Raw genomic sequence first — 18,161 nt, 5'->3', positions numbered from 1 at the left:
ACAACAACCCCCTGTCTGCCGAGTCGCCGATCGTCCCCCAACCAGGGCTGCTGCCTCAAAAGAGCGATGTCCAAACCGCTGAGGTTACTGCACCCGCGCCATCAACAACGGGTAGCAATACGGTTGATTCCCTGCCACAGATTCAAGACTATGCGCTGGAAAACAGCCTTCAAGGTCAGGTAACATCGGTTTCCCAGCTTTCAGATGTCAAGCCGACAGATTGGGCCTTTCAGGCATTGCAATCCCTGGTCGAGCGCTACGGTTGCATCGCTGGTTATCCCGATGGAACCTATCGAGGCAACCGCGCCATGACGCGCTTCGAGTTCGCCGCTGGCTTAAACGCCTGTCTGAACCGGGTGAATGAACTGATTGCCGCTGGCACCGCCAACTTGGCGAACAAAGAAGACCTAGCAATTCTGCAAAAGCTGCAAGAAGAATTTGCCGCTGAACTAGCAACCCTGCGGGGGCGAGTCGATGTGTTGGAAGCCCGCACCGCAAATCTAGAAAGCAATCAGTTCTCGACTACAACCAAACTGAATGGGTATGTTTTGTTCAACTTGGTAAATGCCTTTGGCGCGGACAAAAAGGCCGATGGTTCGCGGCGAGATGTGGACGATGGCACTATTTTCTCCGATCGGGTGCGTCTGATTCTGACCAGCAGCTTCACCGGCAAAGATAAGCTGATTATCCGACTGCAAGCCGGCAATACGCCGAGTTTTGCGGATGCGACTGGCACAAGAATGGCGAATCTGGCGTTTCAGGATGGCGGCGGTAATTCGCTGAAAGTTAACCAGCTCGAGTATCGCTTTCCGTTGGGCGATCGCGGCACCTTTTTCTTAGAAGCCATAGGCTTCCTGGATTTATTCGTCCCGACATTGCACCCGTTAGACGGCGATTACGATACGGTGCTGACTGGATTTGCCCTACGCAGTCCCATTTACTTTCCCAGCGGGCTTTCAGGGGCGGGCTTTAACTACAACCTCACCGACAAAATCAACATTGGCGGCGGTTATTTGGCAGGAACCCCCACAGCCAACAATCCCAGTCAGGGACAAGGATTGTTCAACGGCCCCTACGGTGCGTTGGCTCAGGTCACATTTCGACCCACGTCTCAGGCAGCCATTGCCTTCACTTACCTGAACGCCTACGATGATGGCAACATCAATGCACCCGCAGGGGGATACTTTGGCAGCAAAAATTCTGCTCAACCCTTTGGAACAGATAACGCCCTGACGCACGGCTACGGAGTAGAAGCACAGTATGCCTTCAGTCCTAAATTTATCCTGAGTGGCTGGTACTATTTGGCCAACACGAAGTCTCAGTCGGGGGTGACGAAAGGTGCTGATGCTACCGTTCAATCCTGGGCTGTCGCGCTGGCTTTTCCCGATTTATTGAAAGAAGGCAACTTAGGCGGCATTACGTTGGGTATGCCTTCTAAAGTCACCAGCAACGATGTTAGTTTGTTTGAGGATAGAAGCACCTCCTTCATGGTGGATGCGTTCTATAGGTATCAAATCAATGACTTTATTGCGGTTACACCCGGTCTGGTAATGATTACAAATCCCGACCACAATAGTGGAAACGATACGGTGTTTATCGGTGTAATTAGAACCAGCTTCAGTTTCTAGCACTTTCAATTTCTAACGATCGCCTGCGGGTAAACGTGCACTCTTTGTGTTTACCCACTTTACCTAACCTGGAGAAAGCTTATGACAGCCACTCAAAATCTCCCAACATCTTCACCGCCAGTCCGTCCCAGTCGAGCCAAGCCGTTCAACTGGAAAGCACTTCAACCCTACCTGCTGGTATCACCGCAAACGCTGGTGCTGCTGCTGTTTTTGGTATTGCCGATCGCGGCAATCATCACCGTCAGCTTCTGGAACTTCAACGGTTATTCGATGGTTCCCGGCTTTACGCTGGCGAATTACATCACGGTCTTTACCTCCAAAGTCACAGTCGCAACTTATCTCAATACGTTTAAATTTGCGGCAATTGTTTGGTTGATTTGTTTGCTGATTAGTTATCCGGTTGCCTACTTTCTATCGTTTCACGTTCAGAATTCAAAATGGCAAACGATTCTGTTTTTGATCTGCACTGTTCCATTTCTGACATCGAATATTATTCGGATGATTTCCTGGATTCCATTTTTAGGACGGGAAGGGCTGCTCAACCAGGCATTGATGGGATTGCACCTCACCGATAAGCCGATTGAAATGTTTCTGTTCTCCGACTTTTCGGTGATATTAGCGATGGTGCATCTCTATGCCCTGTTTATGGTGGCACCGATTTTCAACAGCATGATGCGAATCGATCGAGCGCTGGTTTCTGCGGCTGAAGATGCAGGCGCTTCGCCCTTTCAAATTCAGCAAGAAATTATTTTGCCGCTGTCGGCATCGGGAATTGCGATCGGCACTATTTTTATCGTCACGTTGGTGATGGGAGAATTTGCCACGGTGCGGCTGATGGGCGGCGGACAGGTTGCCTCGGTAGGAAACTTGATTAAAAACCAGATCGGTAGTTTGCAATATCCCCTCGCGGCCGCGAATGCAGTGATTCTGCTGATTGTTACCTTAATTTTGGTGTCTGCTATTTTGCGCGTTGTCGATATTCGTAAAGAACTGTAGAGGAATTATGGAAGGGAAAAAACGCCCGCTATCCTATTACTTTCTGGCTGGTTTCTTTGGACTGTTTGTTTTGTTTCTTTACGGCCCGATGTCAGCCGTTTTTATCCTGTCACTGCAAGGCCCTGAAGGCAATTTAACCTTTCCCATGAAAGGGTTTAGCTTGATGTGGATGCAATCGGTATTTGAAGAACAACGGGTAGGCAACTTTACCGATGCCTTCTGGCGATCGCTCTGGTTGGGATTGATTGTTATGGTGTTGACCGTCATCACCAGCGTCATGTCAGGGATGGCGTTTCGCAGCCGTTTCAAAGGAGCGAATTGGATTTTTTACCTCACCATTTCTAGCCTGATTGTTCCCAGTATTTTGATTTCGCTAGGGATTGCGGTTGTGTTCAACTTAGCGGGTTTAGGAAATGCCTGGTATACCTCAGCGTTAGGAGCGCATCTCACCTGGACTATACCGTTTGCGTTCTTAATTATGCTGGGGATTTTTGGGCGGTTTAATCCAGCTTATGAAGAAGCTTCCCGCGACTTGGGTGCAAACGATACCACCACATTTTGGCAAATTGTTTTTCCTCTGATTGCCTCTAGTGTGATTGGGGTGGCGTTCCTGAGTTTTACCTTGTCCTACGATGAATTCACGCGCACTTCTCTGGCGTCGGGAGACACTAATACCCTGCCCCTAGAAATCTTTGGAATGACTACCAACGTCACGTCTCCTGCCCTATACGCTTTGGGTACTCTGACAACTATTTTCTCCTTTGCATTGATTGGATTTGCTTTATTTGCGATCGCTTACCTGTCAAATCGTCAGAGCAAGCCCAAGCGCGAATAGACACCAAATCGTAGTGACGCACCCCCTTGATGATGCCGCAAAAGTGCGTCGCTACCGATTTTTTACATCAGGACCAGAATTGTCGATGGCGACGCACCCTACTTTTGTTTGCCATGATAAATAATAGACGAGAAGACATGATGAATTTCCTAAATCAAATGTACGATCGTGAGGGTGATTGTTACGGAATTGATTACTTTGGTCAGTTTTTTAATGAGCTAAAAAAGTATGATTTTGCGGAGATATTAGCTTACCAAGCTAAGTTTCCTTTTCGCTATGTACTTGACTTTATTCTATCAACCCCAATACTTTGGACTAAAATGTCATATCTAGACTGGATTAAAGTTATGTCTTTGTTAAATCCAAGACCAAAACCTTTCACTCGGGAAATTCATGATACGGGTTATGTTGATATTCATTTTCTCTGCAAATACATTAGAGTAAATGCCATTGAAATGTTTTTACAACAAAAACATTTCAGCGATGCAGATAAAAAGAAGTTACTTCAGTATTCAAATAAAGTATCATGTTTCTGGTTTATAGATGAGTTAGATTTAGAAGATTTAGATGGTGATTATTTTGTTCATAATGAGCAACTAAAAAATGTAAAAACTAACCTCATATCTACTGGAGTAATTAGTGAATTTAAATATACTGAATACGATCTAAAACAATATATAGAAATAGAGTTAAAAAACTTTAAATAATAGGCAAGATATACATGGCATTATCATCATGATGGAAGGACGATATAGTTAGTACCAATCCCAGTCAAATATTCAAAAAATCTCAGGTGCTGAAATTTTAGATAACGTTCAGAAATTATTTAATGATGCAGGCCTTAACGTAGGAGTAAAATATAATTAAATGGTAACTTCAGATCGAGAATTAAAAGCCTTTTTTGAAGATACAATATTTGATATAGATGACGAGAATGCAATCGATACTTTCTTTAATAATTATTCGGATCGTAAAGTAATTCAATGCTTATTTGATAAGTTAAAGTCTTTATCTACTGAAAGATATAGCGGTGAACCTTCATGGCTATTAGGAGAAATTTTTGGTGGTATTTCAAATAAATACTCTGTTGACACACAACTATTTCCCTTGTTAAATACTTGTACCCTTGTTGAAAAACAAGTATACTTTAATTATTTATCAGGGTATTTTGGTAGTGCAGAACCTGATGTTGAGATCGTAGTGAAAATCGCAGAAGACATTGCATATATAATTGCTAATCCTGATGATTTAAAATGGGATCGAGAGACAATAGCTTTAGGAATTGAAGCAGTTTCTCTTGCTTATTTAAATAAGAAACAGTTATTTCATGTGGATAAAATCATCGCAAATAAACTCATACAAATGTTAAAAGTTTTTAAGGCATATCTATCGAATTTTCTTCCTGAATCTCAAGTTTACCAGTTACTTTTAAGAAATTTTCATGAGTAGCCCTTTTCTACAGAAAGGAAGATTAAGTATAAATCAATATGGTTTACATAATAACAATTTAACTTCCTTTTACAAGTCTGTATCTTCCATAGAGCAGTTGTTATTCGTATAAAAGCTCGCATCCATATATTGTTAATCGTGAGACATTAGCTAAGTGCGTAGGTTGGGCCCTTGGAACGAACCCTCCGTTTCACTCCGCGCAACATTTTCGCTACAATTTTCCTTAACCCAAGCGTATTGGCATATAACTACCTTTTGAGTCAGATGCCATCAGTTCTAAGTATACCGTTTTTGGAACTTCCAAGTATCGACATATCTTGCCGCTATTCAAAAGAACTTCCACTTTGGAAGTTGTTTCGTCATAAGCCACAGCTTGGATCGCGCTAAATTAAACTAATTCTAGTTTCATGGTAATTCTGCAATCCATTTCTCTAAATATTTATAGCCGATCGCCCGCTCATAGGCCACCCTTTCCCCTAAAATAACTTCTACTCCCCCCAATCTAAAATCCAAAATCCAAAATCCAAAATCGAAATGACTCATTCCACCGATATTGTCACCCTCGCCCGCTGGATGGCCGCCGACTTCAGCAACCAAGCCCAAGCCTTTGAAAACCCGCCCTTCTTCGCCCACATTCGCGTCTGCATGAGACCTTTGCCAGTCGAAGTTCTCGATGGGATCAGCTTGTACCTAGAACAAGCCTATGATATCGAACTCAACTCTCCGTACCGAGTTCGAGTGTTAAAATTAGTCCCGGTGGGCGATCGCATCGATATCGAAAATTATGCCATAGAAAACGAAGAGCAATTCTACGGCGCTTCCCGCGAACCGCAGCGGCTGCAAGAAATCCAAAAAGCACAACTGACACTGCTCCCGGGCTGCACTTTTATGACGCACTGGACGGGCAACAGCTTTTTAGGGCGCGTTGAACCCGGAAAAGGCTGCGCGGTGGTCAGAAATGGCAAAAAAACCTATCTAGACAGCGAATTCGAGATTGACCAAGACAAATTTATCAGCCACGATCGCGGGCGCGACCCGGAAACCGACGCCCATGTCTGGGGAGCCCAGGCCGGCCCCTTTGAATTCACCCGCCGGGCCAGCTTCGCCGACGAAATTCAGGTTTAATCTAAAAAAAACTGATTCCCTCCTGGGCGAACACGCTTGATTAAAGGTTCAGAATGCACCAATACCTGGTACATTAACCCAGTATTGGCAAGCAAGATTCACCGTTGTTTTATGAAAGTCCTGGTTATTGGTGGCGATGGCTATTGCGGTTGGGCAACCGCACTCTACCTTTCCAACAAAGGTTACGAAGTTGGCATCCTCGACAGTTTCGTCCGGCGGCACTGGGATCTGGAACTGTGCAGCGACACCCTCACTCCCATTGCACCGATTCAGCAACGACTCCAGCGATGGCAAGATTTAACGGGCAAGTCGATCGACTTGTTCGTCGGTGACATCACCAACTACGATTTTCTCAGCAAAAGCATGAGAAAATTTGCACCAGAGGCGATCGTCCATTTCGGCGAACAGCGTTCGGCCCCCTTCTCGATGATCGATCGCGAACACGCAGTCCTCACCCAAGTCAATAACGTAGTTGGGACACTGAACCTGCTTTATGCCATCCGCGAAGATTTCCCCGACTGTCACTTGGTGAAATTGGGGACAATGGGCGAATACGGCACGCCGAATATTGACATCGAAGAAGGCTACATTACGATCGAACACAACGGGCGCAAGGATACACTACCCTATCCCAAACAGCCTGGAAGTTTTTATCATTTAAGTAAAGTCCACGATTCCCACAATATCCATTTTGCTTGCAAAATCTGGGGTTTAAGAGCCACCGACTTAAATCAGGGCGTCGTTTACGGCGTACTCACAGATGAAACCGGCATGGACGAACTGCTAATCAACCGTTTGGACTACGACGGAGTATTCGGGACAGCATTGAACCGATTTTGCATTCAAGCTGCGATCGGTCATCCTTTGACAGTTTACGGAACTGGCGGACAAACCCGCAGCTTCTTAGACATTCGGGATACTGTGCGGTGTGTTGAATTGGCGATCGCCAACCCCGCCGAAGCCGGACAATTCCGCGTCTTCAACCAATTCACCGAACTATTCAGCGTCGGCGACTTAGCCTCCTTGGTGCAAAAAGCAGGCATGGCAATGGGATTAAAAGTAGAAATCAACAACATCGAAAATCCCAGAGTCGAGAAAGAAGAACATTATTTCAATGCCAAAAACACCAATTTGCTAGACCTCGGTTTGCAACCCCACTATCTCTCAGATTCCCTGCTCGATTCTCTGCTAAATTTTGCTACAAAATATCAGCACCGTGTCGATAAAAACCAGATTTTGCCGAAGGTTTCTTGGAAGTAAGTTTTGGTATCTACCTGCGGGGTAAGAGATTTTTTAACGAACCGCGAAGGCGCGAAGGGCGGGAAGTAAGAGAAAAGAAGGGAAGAGAGGGGAAATGTTTGCAAGTTCTGAATGGATTTCGCTGTAGATTACTTTTTTCATATCTATCTTTTTTATCTTTTGCTCTGTGTTCTCTGCGTCCTCTGCGGTAAATTGAAAAATTCCTTAAGGTTTTTACTGCTGGCTTTTTGGGAATAAAGCCGTGAAAAGTCGAATTCTCATTCTGTTGCTTTTGGTGGTGGTTCTGCCGGGATTTTCAGCGAGTGCAGTTTGTGCTTATTATTTAATACCGGAATGGGCTGCACTGACGGCGAGTTATCAAAATTACCGTGCCCGTTAGCGAATCGCCTGCTGGGGAAAGGGAAATCTTAATTGCCAAAACTGCACAGGAAATTCACAGAATTAATTGCTTTGCCAAAGGTGTGGGGTTGCTTTTAGGTGGGATAATTGGATCGATCGGAATTCCCGGAATTTGTATGTTGCCTCCAGAAAAATCTCGATCGTAATTAGTGGCAATGAAGCTGCGAACAGAACCATACTTAAACCAGGCAAGTAAATGGCCGAAAACAGGTCGTCACATTCTGGCACAATTTGACGAAAATACCGTTGTAGTGTACCAAGCTTACCGTCCGGCGATCGGTCTTTTTGCAGCGGAACAAGGTTATTTCGGTGGGGAATTTAGTCTGAATCGCATGAGTTGGATTAAGCCCAATTTTCTATGGATGATGTACCGATCGGCATGGGGAACAAAACCCGGACAAGAAGTAATTCTGGCTGTTTGGCTGAAGCGATCGGCTTTTGACGAAATTTTAGCATCTGCTGTCCATTCCAATTTTGTTCCAGGAGTGTATGGAAGCGAAAAATCATGGCAACAATCTGTTAAAAGTTCTGCTGTACGGCTGCAATGGGACCCGGATCATCACCCAAGTGGAGCAAAACTGGAACGGCGGGCAATTCAACTGGGTTTGCGCGGCAGTGTTTTAGCCAGTTACGCGCGAGAATGGATTGTTAACATCGAGGATATTTCAGAATTCGTGGAGCAACAGCATCAATATAAAGGAGCCGATCGCTCGCAATTACTTACCCCCTGCGAGACATTGTATCCTGTTACCGATCCCGACATCTCCCAGAAACTACGATTATCGGTTTTCTAAAAAATTTACTATGAAAATTGCTCTGTTCACTGAAACTTTTCTGCCGAAAATAGACGGCATTGTGACGCGCCTGATTCACACTGTAGATCACTTGCAGCGCGCGGGCGAACAAGTTCTGATTTTTTCTCCAGATTACGGGATTAAAGAATACAAAGGTGCCCGAATTTACGGTGTGGAGGGTTTGCCTTTGCCGATGTACCCGGAACTGAAAATGGCACTTCCTTCTCCGGCTGTCGGTCGCCAATTAGAGCAGTTTAAACCGGATATTATTCACGTTGTCAATCCCGCAATTTTGGGATTGGGGGGTATATATTACGGCAAAAAGTTCAATATTCCGATTTTGGCTTCTTACCACACGCATTTGCCCAAATACTTGCAGCACTACGGTTTCGGAGTCCTCGAACCTTTATTGTGGGAACTGCTCAAAGGAGCGCACAATCAAGCAGAATTGAATCTCTGCACTTCCACAGCAATGGTGGAGGAATTGAGAACCCACGGCATTGAGCGAGTAGATTTGTGGCAGCGGGGCGTAGATACTGAAATGTTTGTCCCCGAATTGGCAAGTCGAGAAATGCGATCGCGCCTTTCTGAAAATAACCCAGACAGTCCCCTGCTGCTGTACGTCGGCCGCCTCGGTGCAGAAAAAGAAATCGAACGCATCAAACCAGTCCTCGCAGCGATTCCCGACGCCCGCCTCGCCCTAGTGGGAGACGGCCCGCACCGCCAAACCCTCGAACAATATTTTGCCGGCACCCCTACCAATTTTGTCGGCTACCTCAAGGGGCAAGAACTCGCCTCTGCTTACGCATCGGCCGACGCCTTCATTTTTCCCTCCCGCACCGAAACCCTAGGCTTGGTGCTCCTAGAAGCAATGGCTGCGGGGACGCCCGTAGTGGCGGCGCGCAGCGGCGGAATTCCCGATATCGTCACCGACGGCGTTAACGGATATTTATTTGACCCCGCCGACGAAGGAGGATGTCTCGCGGCCACCAAGCGTCTGTTTGCGAATCCCCAAGAACGGGAAACCCTGCGCCAAAACGCTCGCCGAGAAGCCGAACGCTGGGGTTGGGCCGCCGCAGCCGCACAACTGCGGCGCTACTATCAATCGGTGATATTTGCCCAGTCCATACCCTCTGCGGCCTAAATGCTATGAGCTGTCGCGCCTTTAAACAGCATTGACAGCTTATGCCATTTGAGATTTGAGATTTGAGATTCAAAAATTGCTAATGACTGATGAACTAAGGGTTTGGAGCTTGTTTACAGTTGCATTTTTTTTGAAACGGGTATTAGCTTTGCAGTTCGATAGTCAGTTTGTAGCGAGGACGGATGTCTTCAAAGACCGATCGAAATTTTTAGCTACTTAGATCACCGTAGCTATCCTGCTGTTGCGTTTACCATTAAACTATGAGTAGCTTTGTAGGAATCTCTCGCGCGGTTCTAAAGCGCCATTCACCAGACCGGATACGGTCGCCGAATGCTAAAACAGTCGTCACACCGCGCTGCCGCCGAACAAAGAGCGTCACACAGAGCGTCACACAGAGCGTCACATTCACATTCCCGGCGCTCGATCGGACGAAAGCTTGGGAGCTAATTTTCAGGCTGGCAGTGTTCCGAACTCAAGTTCAGCTTTAATTGACGAACCCTCATCAGTATTGAGGTTATAAAAAAGATCGATCGAGCATACATAACAACCAAACTGAAGTTGCGTGCGCCACTTTTGAACTCACGATTCATCAAAGCCACAAGCGAGTGCAGGCTTGAAAAGCAAACAACTTCAATAGTTTGCACCGCCGCAGAATCTAGCGCAGATCGACCTGCGGGTTAGTCTACCCCTCTGAGAAAGCAGTTAATCATGACATTCTCCAATGCTGGTAGCGTTCTGGCTACACTGACTCAAGTCAATTTTATGGGGGCATTGACCTCCCGTGTTAAGAGCCTGCCAGTTCCTGAATTAGTCTGCCTGCTGGACTTTATCACGGCTGAATTTCAGCAATTTATCCGGGCGATGGACCTGATTAACAATGAAGCACTCGAAACTCTCTTAGAGCAACTGTTAGATGCCTTCACTGTCAAAATTGGTCAAATTCTGCAAGCAGACCGGACAACAATTTTTTTGGTTGACTCCAACAAAAATCAACTGTGGCACAAAACAGTCGATGCACTTGGCGAAGATTTAGAAGTTCGCTTGCCGATGGATGCAGGCATTTTAGGCTACGTAGCAACTACCGGAAAATCGATAAATGTCGCGGAGGCTCGATCGCACGAGCATTTTAATTCCGAAGTAGACGAACCGCCGGGCTACCGGATCGAGACTATCCTCTGTATGCCGATTTTTAGCAGCAAGAGCCAACACGAACCCGTAGCGGTGGTCAGACTGTTAAATAAAGCTGGCAATGTCCCTTTTAACGAGGAAGACGAACAGCAGTTCCAGGCTTTTGCAGATTCGATCGGGATTATTCTCGAAAGCTGTCAGTCTTTCTACGTCGTGGCCCGCAACCAGCGAGGGGTTGCCGCGCTTTTGAGAGCCACCACAACTTTGGGTCAAAGCCTTGACTTGGAAACAACTTTGCGCTCTGTCATGGATCAAGCTCGCGACTTGATGCAGGCCGATCGCAGCACGCTATTTTTGTTAAATAGGGAAACCAACGAACTCTGGACAAAAGTCGCCAAGGCAGACGGCAAAACGATGGTAGATCTCCGCATTCCTGCGAATAAGGGAATTGCAGGCTACGTGGCTTCGACCGGTCAACCTCTAAATATTACAGATGCTTACGACGATCCCCGCTTTGACCCCTCTACAGACCAGCAAACGGGATACCGCACTCGGACTGTTTTGTGTATGCCGGTGCATAACGCTAAAGGTGAGCTGATCGGGGTGACTCAGCTAATTAATAAGAACCAAGGCACTTTCACTACTTCCGACGAAGAGTTTTTGCGAGCGTTTAATTCCCAAGCGGGAATGGCGCTGCAAAATTCTCAACTGTTTCAGAACGTGATGGTGGAAAAGCAGTATCAAAAAGATATGCTGCAAAGCCTTTCAGATGCAGTGATTTCCACCGATTTGCACGGGCGAGTTGTCACGATTAACGAAGCGGCGCTGGAATTGTTGGGCTGTCCGGTAAATCAAGCTAAAAGCAAACACAATCCCGAAATTTGGGAAGAAAAACTGATCGATAGGTATGTTTGGGAAGTTGTGCCGATCGACAATTTGCAATTTCGACTAGAAGACAGTCTCAAAAATGCTGCCCGACATTACGTTCCCGAACAAAGTTTAACTGTGGGACTGTTGGTGGAAAAAGCGTTTGGTTCCGCAGCGGCAGAAACTGAAGCAGGAGAAACTGAAGAAGAAAGTTACATTTTGGCAGTGCCCGATCGCACTGACCCCAATTTATATTACGCTTGGGGCGAAAACCGCGCCTGGACTGAGGAAGTAGCGCTGGCAGAATTAGCGAATGCCCAATCTCTATTTTCGCTGAGGAATTCTTCCCTATATCACCCTTATTGTCCGCTCCCAATTCCCAAATCTCGAATTAAAGTAATTGAACGCAGTTTGAATTTAACTGTCAACCCGCTGATCAATCCAGAAGGCGGCGTGCGCGGCGGTTTAGTGGTACTCGAAGACATCAGTCGCGAAAAGCGGATGAAAAATACCATGTACCGCTACCTGACTCCTGGAGTCGTAGATAAAGTGATGGCCTTGGGCGAAGGCGCTCTGATGGTAGGCGAACGCAAAGAAGTTACTATTTTATTTTCCGACATTCGCGGCTACACCACACTCACCGAAAATCTGGGAGCGTCGGAGGTGGTATCCCTGCTGAACGAGTATTTTGAGACGATGGTGGAGGCCGTTTTCCATCACGAAGGTACTTTAGATAAGTTTATCGGCGATGCTTTAATGGCCGTGTTCGGCGCGCCGCTGCCGCTGAATCCTCCCGAAAGTCACGGTTGGATGGCGGTTCAGTCGGCTTTAGATATGCGGAGGCGTTTGAAAGAGTTTAATGATTCTCGCCCCGGCGAAGCTCCATTTCGTTTCGGAATTGGGATTAGTTCTGGAGAAGTGGTTTCGGGAAATATTGGTTCGGAAAAGCGGATGGATTACACGGTAATTGGGGATGCGGTGAATTTGAGCTCGCGATTGGAACAGCTTACAAAAGAGTACGGCTGCGATATAATTTTGAGCGAATTTACCTACAGTTTGTGTCGGGAACGAATTTGGGTGCGAGAGTTGGACAAGGTGCGGGTTAAGGGCCAAAATCAGTCGGTGGGTATTTACGAGTTGCTGCAAAATAGTGCCGATATGATCGACGGGGAAACCGTTCGGTTTTTGGAACTTTACAGCAAAGGTCGGGATGCTTATATTGCTAGAAATTATCAGAAAGCTATTAGTTTTTTTGAGGCGGCTTTAGCAATGAGACCCAGCGATCGACCTGTGGAAGTTCACATCGAGCGATCGCTCAGCTATTTGGAAGTGCCCCCACCCGATGATTGGGACGGCGTGCATACAATAACAACCAAGTAGTAGGTTATATCACATCCGAGCGATCGAAAGTAAAAAGATTGGATAAACTTTTGATATCTTCCTTATGACAGAGTTAAAACCTGTAAAAAAGTGAAAAGATAAATCGGGTGCAAGATTAAAGTTAGTATTTATTTCCAGACACTTAAATGAATTATTTATCAGTTCCGAATGCCACAAAAGCCGATCGGATTCTGGTGGTAGATGACGCACCAGATAATGTTTTGTTGGTACAGACAATTCTGGAAGAAGAAGGTTACGAAATTAGCACGGCGGATAACGGATTTTCTGCCTTGAGCCAAATAGACAAGTCACCCCCCGATTTGCTACTGCTAGATGTAATGATGCCGGGCATGGACGGTTACGAAGTCACCAAGCGAATCAGACAAAATAAGGAATTGCCCTTTATCCCGATTTTGCTGATCACAGCTCACGACAGTGCTAGCGTAGTCCAAGGACTGGACATGGGAGCAGACGATTTCATCCGCAAACCGGTGGAAATGGACGAACTGCTGGCTCGGGTGCGATCGCTCCTGCGGCTCAAACACAGCGTAGACGAGCGCAATTCGATCGCCATCCAGCGCGAAGATTTTGTCTCCCGACTCGCTCACGACTTGCGGACGCCCCTCGTAGCAGCCGATCGAATGCTAGATTTAATGCAGCAGGGAGCTTTGGGAGAAATTTCGCCTCAGATGCGCGACGCTTTCGGGACGATGGTTCGCAGCAACCAAAACCTGATCGCGATGGTAAATATGCTGCTGGAAGTCTACCGCTACGAAGCAGGCCGCAAATCCCTAAGTTTCGCTCCCGTGGACTTGCGCCAGCTCATTAATGAAGTAGCTGAAGAACTCGCTCCCCTAGCCGAGGCTAAAAGTTTGTCGGTGAATTTAGACTTGACAGAAAGTGCAGAAAGTGCTCCGATTGCGAAGTATCCGGGCGATCGTCTGGAACTGCACCGCTTGCTGACAAATTTAATCGGAAATGCGATTAAATTCACCGATAGCGGCTCAATAGATGTCGGCTTAAAAGCTGCTAATTCACCTGCTTATACTAGCTTCAAAAACCAACCGCTGGCCTGGGTAATCATTCAAGTCCAAGACACCGGCGCGGGAATTTCTCCCACCGAACAAGCAAAGTTATTTGAAAGGTTTGGCCCGGGAACTCACAAAAAATCCGGTACAGGTTTGGGACTGCACCTCTGCCGCCAAATAGTCGAAGCTCACCGCGGCACGATCGAGGTAAACTCTGAGTTGGGCAAAGGCAGTTTGTTTACTATTCGCTTGCCTTGTTAGAGCGGTATAATTAACTCTAACTTTGGGGTGCGAAAAGCGCACATTACTACAGATAAACTGTAATTGTAGGTTGCAAATTGCGTACCTAATCGAATTATGGTTAATGGGAGCATCCCAATTTGGTAAAAAGCGTTTTTTAGGAGCGCTCACGTCGTCCATAGCGAACGATTTAGCCGTTCGCTATGGACGACGTGAGCGCGCTAGATCATCCAAATATATTATTCTGATACAACCGTCCACGGTCTGAAAGCAAAAATGGGATGCTCCCTGGTTAATTTACCGGATGTCATATAATTACTTGGCAACCGAATTTATGGCAATATGTCTAACTGTCCAGTGTGCGGTGCTGAATACATAGAAAAAGCCGAGTTTTGCTCGATTTGCGGCTGGGATTTGACTCCCTACCCGCAGCGTGCTAAGCCTTCCAAAACTTATTTAAAAAAAGAACAAGTTAGATTGCAGTGGGCAAAACAAATGTGGGAATTGGCCCGCAATCAACAAAATTGGTCAGCCAGATTTGATGAGTTGCAACAGGAATTGCAGCAAGGTGCGATCGCCCGCACGTACCTGCAATCTCAGTTAGAATGGGTTTTGTACCGCCTCGAACAACTAAACCCCGAATTCATTGTCAGCACTCTAGTGCGGCTGGAAGAGAAAATCAGCGCCATACCTGACAAAACTCCGGCTATCTCGGAAGTGGGGATGGACTACCGACAACTGACAAAGCTATTAGAAACGGGAAAATGGCGCAAAGCTGACGAACACACTTGGGAAATCTTGCTGCAAATCGCTGTCAGGGAAGACGAAGGCTGGCTGAGTGCAGCCGATATTGACGGCTTTCCTCCTACAGACCTTCGCACGATCGACCAACTTTGGCAACAATACAGCAGCGGGAGGTTCGGATTGACGGTGCAGCAGCAGATTTGGGAAAGTACCGGGGCAAATTATACTGAATTTTGCGATCGAGTCGGCTGGCGAGTCAAGGAAAATTGGAAATATTACAGCGAGCTCTCCTTCAGCGAAAAAGCTCCCCCCGGACATCTCCCCGTCACCGCATGGAGACAGCGCGCCTGTTACGGTGCCGGTAAACTCACCGCAGCAGAAAACTTTGCCCGCATCGCTGCGAAACTTGCAACTGGCGATCGGTAATCGTCCAAAATAAAAAATTCAAAATTGACATTAGCTGCTATAATCAAAACGGTTCAGCAACTGGGGCTGTGGCTCAGATGGATAGAGCAAGCGCCTCCTGAAGAATCGGGCACCCTGCGAGGAAACTCTGGGAGTGAATGTGGTCAAACTCGGTGAAACCTAAAGAGTTCGTGGGTTCCTATGACTCTAAGGCAATACCAAGCCAAGCCTGAGTTCGCGGCGATTATGCGATCGCCTACACTTGAATCAGGAAGGTCTAGAGACTAGACGGCCACCACCTAAAGGCTGCAAAAGTCCACGGTGAAGGTATAGTCCAGAGAGTGGGGAAACTCACACAAATCTGAAGCGCTAGGTCGCCGGTTCGACTCCGGCCAGTCCCGTTAAAAATTAAGAAAAATTAAAACCAGGAGGGGAAAGCCTAAGTTTTGCCCCTCTCTTTTGCATATCCGCTAACGAATTCACCCAAAGATGGAGTTAATCTCAAATCTCAAATCCCATGACCAGAGTTTAAGCCCCCAGCACCAGCTTTAGACTCAATCTAAAATCTAAAATCTAAAATCTAAAATCTAAAATCCCCTGACCCTTTTTTAATTTTTAATTTTTAATTCCTGTTAGTGGGCTGTACGTGCGGTATTTTTTGTTATTGTTCCTTTGTCAGCTACATAAAATTTTTATAGGTTTAGATGTGGTTAAGAGTCAATTTAAACAAGCAGCGTTACAAGCGTTTGAAGACTTCACGCAGTTTTTGGTTCCTAGTAGGGCTTTTGATGGCGTCTTGGTTCGGCTATCAGCAGCTTAAGAGCGAATTTCAGAGACCCCAAGCTTTGTTAGTTCTAGGTGGGGCTACGGAGCGAGAGGTGTTTGCCGCCAAATTTGCTCGGACTCATCCTGAATTGCCGATTTGGGTGTCGTCTGGGAGCAATCCAGAGTTCGCAGAATGGGTGTTTTCAGAAGCGGGAATTAAGTCCGATCGCGTACACTTAGACTACAGAGCCGTGGATACGGTAACAAATTTTACCACGCTGGTAGATGAATTAAAAGCTCGAGGAATTGACAGCGTGTATCTGATCACTTCTGACGATCATATGCGGCGAGCTCAGATTATCGGCGAAATCGTGCTCGGCAGTCGAGGCATTAGCTTCAAGCCTGTGGCAGTTCCGTCTGGACGAACCCCCGAACCGATGCAAAAAGCTCTTCGCGACGGTGCTAGAGCTATTCTTTGGCTGACAACCGGTTATACAGGTGCTAACTTCACTCAAGCCAGAATTGAATAAACAAAGGGAAGTATTGAGGAAAAGCTAACATCCTTTTCCCTTCTCCAAGGTTTTAAAACTTGTCTCCTATTGTGAACGAACTGCGAAAACGCTGATGATAAATGCGTAACAGAAGAAGTAGTTTAAAATCAGTAGATGAACTTCAAGAGCCAAAGTTAGCGATCGACCAAATTCTGCCGCAAGTTCTGGAGAAAATTTTGAGTAACAGCAAGACTGCGGATGTTTTTTCGGCTTTGGTGCCGGCTTTAGGCGAGGTGTTAAATTGCGATCGCGTCTTTCTCTACCTCCGCAATCCTGAAACCCAAACGGGCAGAGTATCTTAATGCTGGCGTCGCAACTCGAACTGTCCAGAGATTAGGGACGCGGAATGGAAAAAAGAACCGGAATCTTTAGGGCAAGAAGACCCTTTGTTTGCAGCAGCTTTGCGGAGTGAACCTTCGATTTTTGTTGAGGATGTTGAAACAGTAAATCCTGAATTTGTCAACAAAGATTTTGAGGCAAAAGAGTTCGGACATCGAGCTTTAATTCACGCTCACCTTTGTGCTGACGGCTGATTGTGGGGAATTTTGCAGCCTTGTATTTTCGATCGCCCCAGAGTTTGGACTGACTTTGACTGCCAAGTTATCGCAGCAGTTACAGAAAAAATTTCGCCCTTAGCTGTCGCTTTTGTCAGATGCGATCGCACAACCGCAATAAAATAGGTTGGTAGTGAGTACGAAGAGTCCTCACTACCAACCCACAACGATGTTTTTTCCTTCCTCAAACCCGGTTTCTGAGTAAATTCTACAAACATCCTTCAAGGTAATCAGCGCCCCAAATCGTGCATAGCATTAATCTCGATCGCACATCTTTGAGTCAGCGCTTCCAACTCCTCGCGATTCGACGAACCGGGCGCCTCAATTAGCTTGCCAATTCGCACCGTCAGCGGCACCGGACGCGGCACTGCCGAACCTTTCGACGAAATCGCGTGAGTTCCCCACAAACTAACAGGTAACAGCGGTGCTTTTGCCTTAGCAGCTATCAGCGCAGCACCTAATTTCGGTTCAGTAATTCGACCGTCGGGAGTCCGAGTTCCCTGCAAAAATACACCCGTCGCCCATCCATTCTCCAAAGAGTTGATAGCCGAGCGAATTGCACTGCGATCTGCACTTTCCCGCTTCACTGGATAAGCACCGTAAAGCGTAATTGCTTGCTTCAAAATAGGAACTTTAAATAACTCTTCCTTCGCCATAAATGCGACCGGCCGCCTCATGCAATTAGATAAAATCGGCGGGTCAAAATCGCTGGCGTGATTGCTGACTACCACCAGCGGCCCTTCTGTCGGAACATTTTCTGCACCGTAGATGCGGCCCCGAAAGTACAGGTGCAGCATCGGGCTGACAATTGACCACTTAAATAAATAGTAGAGAAGTAAACTCTCGACTGGTTCGCGACTTTTGCTCAC

Annotated in this window: 21 protein-coding genes; 17 read left to right on the top strand and 4 right to left on the bottom strand. The window is 46.6% G+C overall.

Going from position 1 to position 18,161, the window contains the following annotated elements; genetic code table 11:
• The 5 genes from QUA56_RS11500 to QUA56_RS11480 form a co-directional block, all read left to right on the top strand.
• On the top strand, positions 1-1,628 hold a 1,628-nt coding region (locus tag QUA56_RS11500), incomplete at its 5' end, for an iron uptake porin (RefSeq protein WP_333357318.1).
• Positions 1,629-1,709: 81 nt separating this feature from the next.
• Positions 1,710-2,624 (top strand): ABC transporter permease, encoded by a 915-nt coding sequence (locus tag QUA56_RS11495; RefSeq protein ID WP_333357315.1) that lies wholly within the window; start codon positions 1,710-1,712, stop codon positions 2,622-2,624.
• A gap of 7 nt (positions 2,625-2,631) precedes the next feature.
• Entirely contained in the window at positions 2,632-3,459 is an 828-nt protein-coding gene (locus tag QUA56_RS11490) for an ABC transporter permease (protein WP_333357312.1), read from the top strand.
• Positions 3,460-3,617: 158 nt separating this feature from the next.
• On the top strand, positions 3,618-4,166 hold the full coding sequence (locus QUA56_RS11485; RefSeq protein WP_333357309.1) for a hypothetical protein: 549 nt from the start codon (positions 3,618-3,620) through the stop codon (positions 4,164-4,166).
• A 160-nt stretch (positions 4,167-4,326) separates the two neighbouring features.
• A complete protein-coding gene (locus tag QUA56_RS11480; protein ID WP_333357307.1) occupies positions 4,327-4,908 on the top strand; it encodes a hypothetical protein in 582 nt (193 codons plus the stop codon).
• 223 nt (positions 4,909-5,131) lie between these two features.
• Here QUA56_RS11480 and QUA56_RS11475 read toward each other — a convergent pair whose 3' ends face one another.
• Both QUA56_RS11475 and QUA56_RS11470 read right to left on the bottom strand, forming a co-directional pair.
• A complete protein-coding gene (locus QUA56_RS11475) occupies positions 5,132-5,287 on the bottom strand; it encodes a KTSC domain-containing protein (protein WP_333357404.1) in 156 nt (51 codons plus the stop codon).
• A 26-nt stretch (positions 5,288-5,313) separates the two neighbouring features.
• Positions 5,314-5,451 (bottom strand): hypothetical protein, encoded by a 138-nt coding sequence (locus tag QUA56_RS11470; RefSeq protein ID WP_333357305.1) that lies wholly within the window; start codon positions 5,449-5,451, stop codon positions 5,314-5,316.
• On the opposite strand from QUA56_RS11470, the gene QUA56_RS11465 reads away from it, so the two are divergent.
• The 12 genes from QUA56_RS11465 (at position 5,443) to QUA56_RS11410 (ending at position 17,271) form a co-directional block, all read left to right on the top strand.
• Positions 5,443-6,033, top strand: a complete 591-nt coding sequence (locus tag QUA56_RS11465) for a chromophore lyase CpcT/CpeT (protein WP_333357302.1) — start codon at positions 5,443-5,445, stop codon at positions 6,031-6,033. The two genes, QUA56_RS11470 and QUA56_RS11465, sit on opposite strands and share 9 nt — an antisense overlap.
• A 111-nt stretch (positions 6,034-6,144) precedes the next feature.
• A complete protein-coding gene (locus tag QUA56_RS11460) occupies positions 6,145-7,293 on the top strand; it encodes an NAD-dependent epimerase/dehydratase family protein (protein WP_333048204.1) in 1,149 nt (382 codons plus the stop codon).
• 241 nt (positions 7,294-7,534) lie between these two features.
• A complete protein-coding gene (locus tag QUA56_RS11455; RefSeq protein WP_333357299.1) occupies positions 7,535-7,672 on the top strand; it encodes a hypothetical protein in 138 nt (45 codons plus the stop codon).
• Entirely contained in the window at positions 7,662-7,838 is a 177-nt protein-coding gene (locus QUA56_RS11450; protein ID WP_333357296.1) for a hypothetical protein, read from the top strand. The genes QUA56_RS11455 and QUA56_RS11450 overlap by 11 nt, the downstream gene beginning before the upstream one ends.
• A 9-nt stretch (positions 7,839-7,847) precedes the next feature.
• Positions 7,848-8,486 carry a DUF4291 domain-containing protein gene (locus QUA56_RS11445; protein WP_333357293.1) on the top strand — a complete coding sequence of 213 codons (639 nt, stop codon included), beginning with the start codon at positions 7,848-7,850 and terminating at the stop codon, positions 8,484-8,486.
• A 10-nt stretch (positions 8,487-8,496) separates the two neighbouring features.
• Positions 8,497-9,630, top strand: a complete 1,134-nt coding sequence (locus tag QUA56_RS11440) for a glycosyltransferase (RefSeq protein ID WP_333357290.1) — start codon at positions 8,497-8,499, stop codon at positions 9,628-9,630.
• 708 nt (positions 9,631-10,338) lie between these two features.
• Positions 10,339-13,005: a GAF domain-containing protein gene (locus QUA56_RS11435; protein WP_333357287.1), complete on the top strand. Its 2,667-nt coding sequence runs from the start codon at positions 10,339-10,341 to the stop codon at positions 13,003-13,005.
• 146 nt (positions 13,006-13,151) lie between these two features.
• Positions 13,152-14,294 (top strand): hybrid sensor histidine kinase/response regulator, encoded by a 1,143-nt coding sequence (locus QUA56_RS11430; RefSeq protein WP_333357284.1) that lies wholly within the window; start codon positions 13,152-13,154, stop codon positions 14,292-14,294.
• A gap of 321 nt (positions 14,295-14,615) precedes the next feature.
• The gene (locus tag QUA56_RS11425) at positions 14,616-15,443 is read left to right on the top strand and encodes a GUN4 domain-containing protein (RefSeq protein WP_333357281.1); all 828 of its coding nucleotides are present in this window, start codon (positions 14,616-14,618) and stop codon (positions 15,441-15,443) included.
• Between the two features lie 683 nt (positions 15,444-16,126).
• Positions 16,127-16,717 (top strand): YdcF family protein, encoded by a 591-nt coding sequence (locus QUA56_RS11420; RefSeq protein ID WP_333357278.1) that lies wholly within the window; start codon positions 16,127-16,129, stop codon positions 16,715-16,717.
• A gap of 101 nt (positions 16,718-16,818) precedes the next feature.
• Positions 16,819-17,040, top strand: a complete 222-nt coding sequence (locus QUA56_RS11415) for a hypothetical protein (RefSeq protein WP_333357275.1) — start codon at positions 16,819-16,821, stop codon at positions 17,038-17,040.
• An 84-nt stretch (positions 17,041-17,124) separates the two neighbouring features.
• A complete protein-coding gene (locus tag QUA56_RS11410) occupies positions 17,125-17,271 on the top strand; it encodes a hypothetical protein (protein WP_333357273.1) in 147 nt (48 codons plus the stop codon).
• On the opposite strand, the gene QUA56_RS11405 is transcribed toward QUA56_RS11410, so the two are convergent.
• Together QUA56_RS11405 and QUA56_RS11400 are read right to left on the bottom strand one after the other, a co-directional pair.
• Positions 17,250-17,510: a hypothetical protein gene (locus tag QUA56_RS11405; RefSeq protein ID WP_333357270.1), complete on the bottom strand. Its 261-nt coding sequence runs from the start codon at positions 17,508-17,510 to the stop codon at positions 17,250-17,252. The two genes, QUA56_RS11410 and QUA56_RS11405, sit on opposite strands and share 22 nt — an antisense overlap.
• A gap of 12 nt (positions 17,511-17,522) precedes the next feature.
• Positions 17,523-18,161, bottom strand: a complete 639-nt coding sequence (locus tag QUA56_RS11400) for a lysophospholipid acyltransferase family protein (RefSeq protein ID WP_333357267.1) — start codon at positions 18,159-18,161, stop codon at positions 17,523-17,525.

Source organism: Microcoleus sp. N3A4 (assembly GCF_036701805.1).
GTDB lineage: Bacteria > Cyanobacteriota > Cyanobacteriia > Cyanobacteriales > Microcoleaceae > Microcoleus.
The sequence above is the reverse complement of the archived record's forward strand: the minus strand, read 5'-3'. Positions and strand labels throughout refer to the sequence as shown.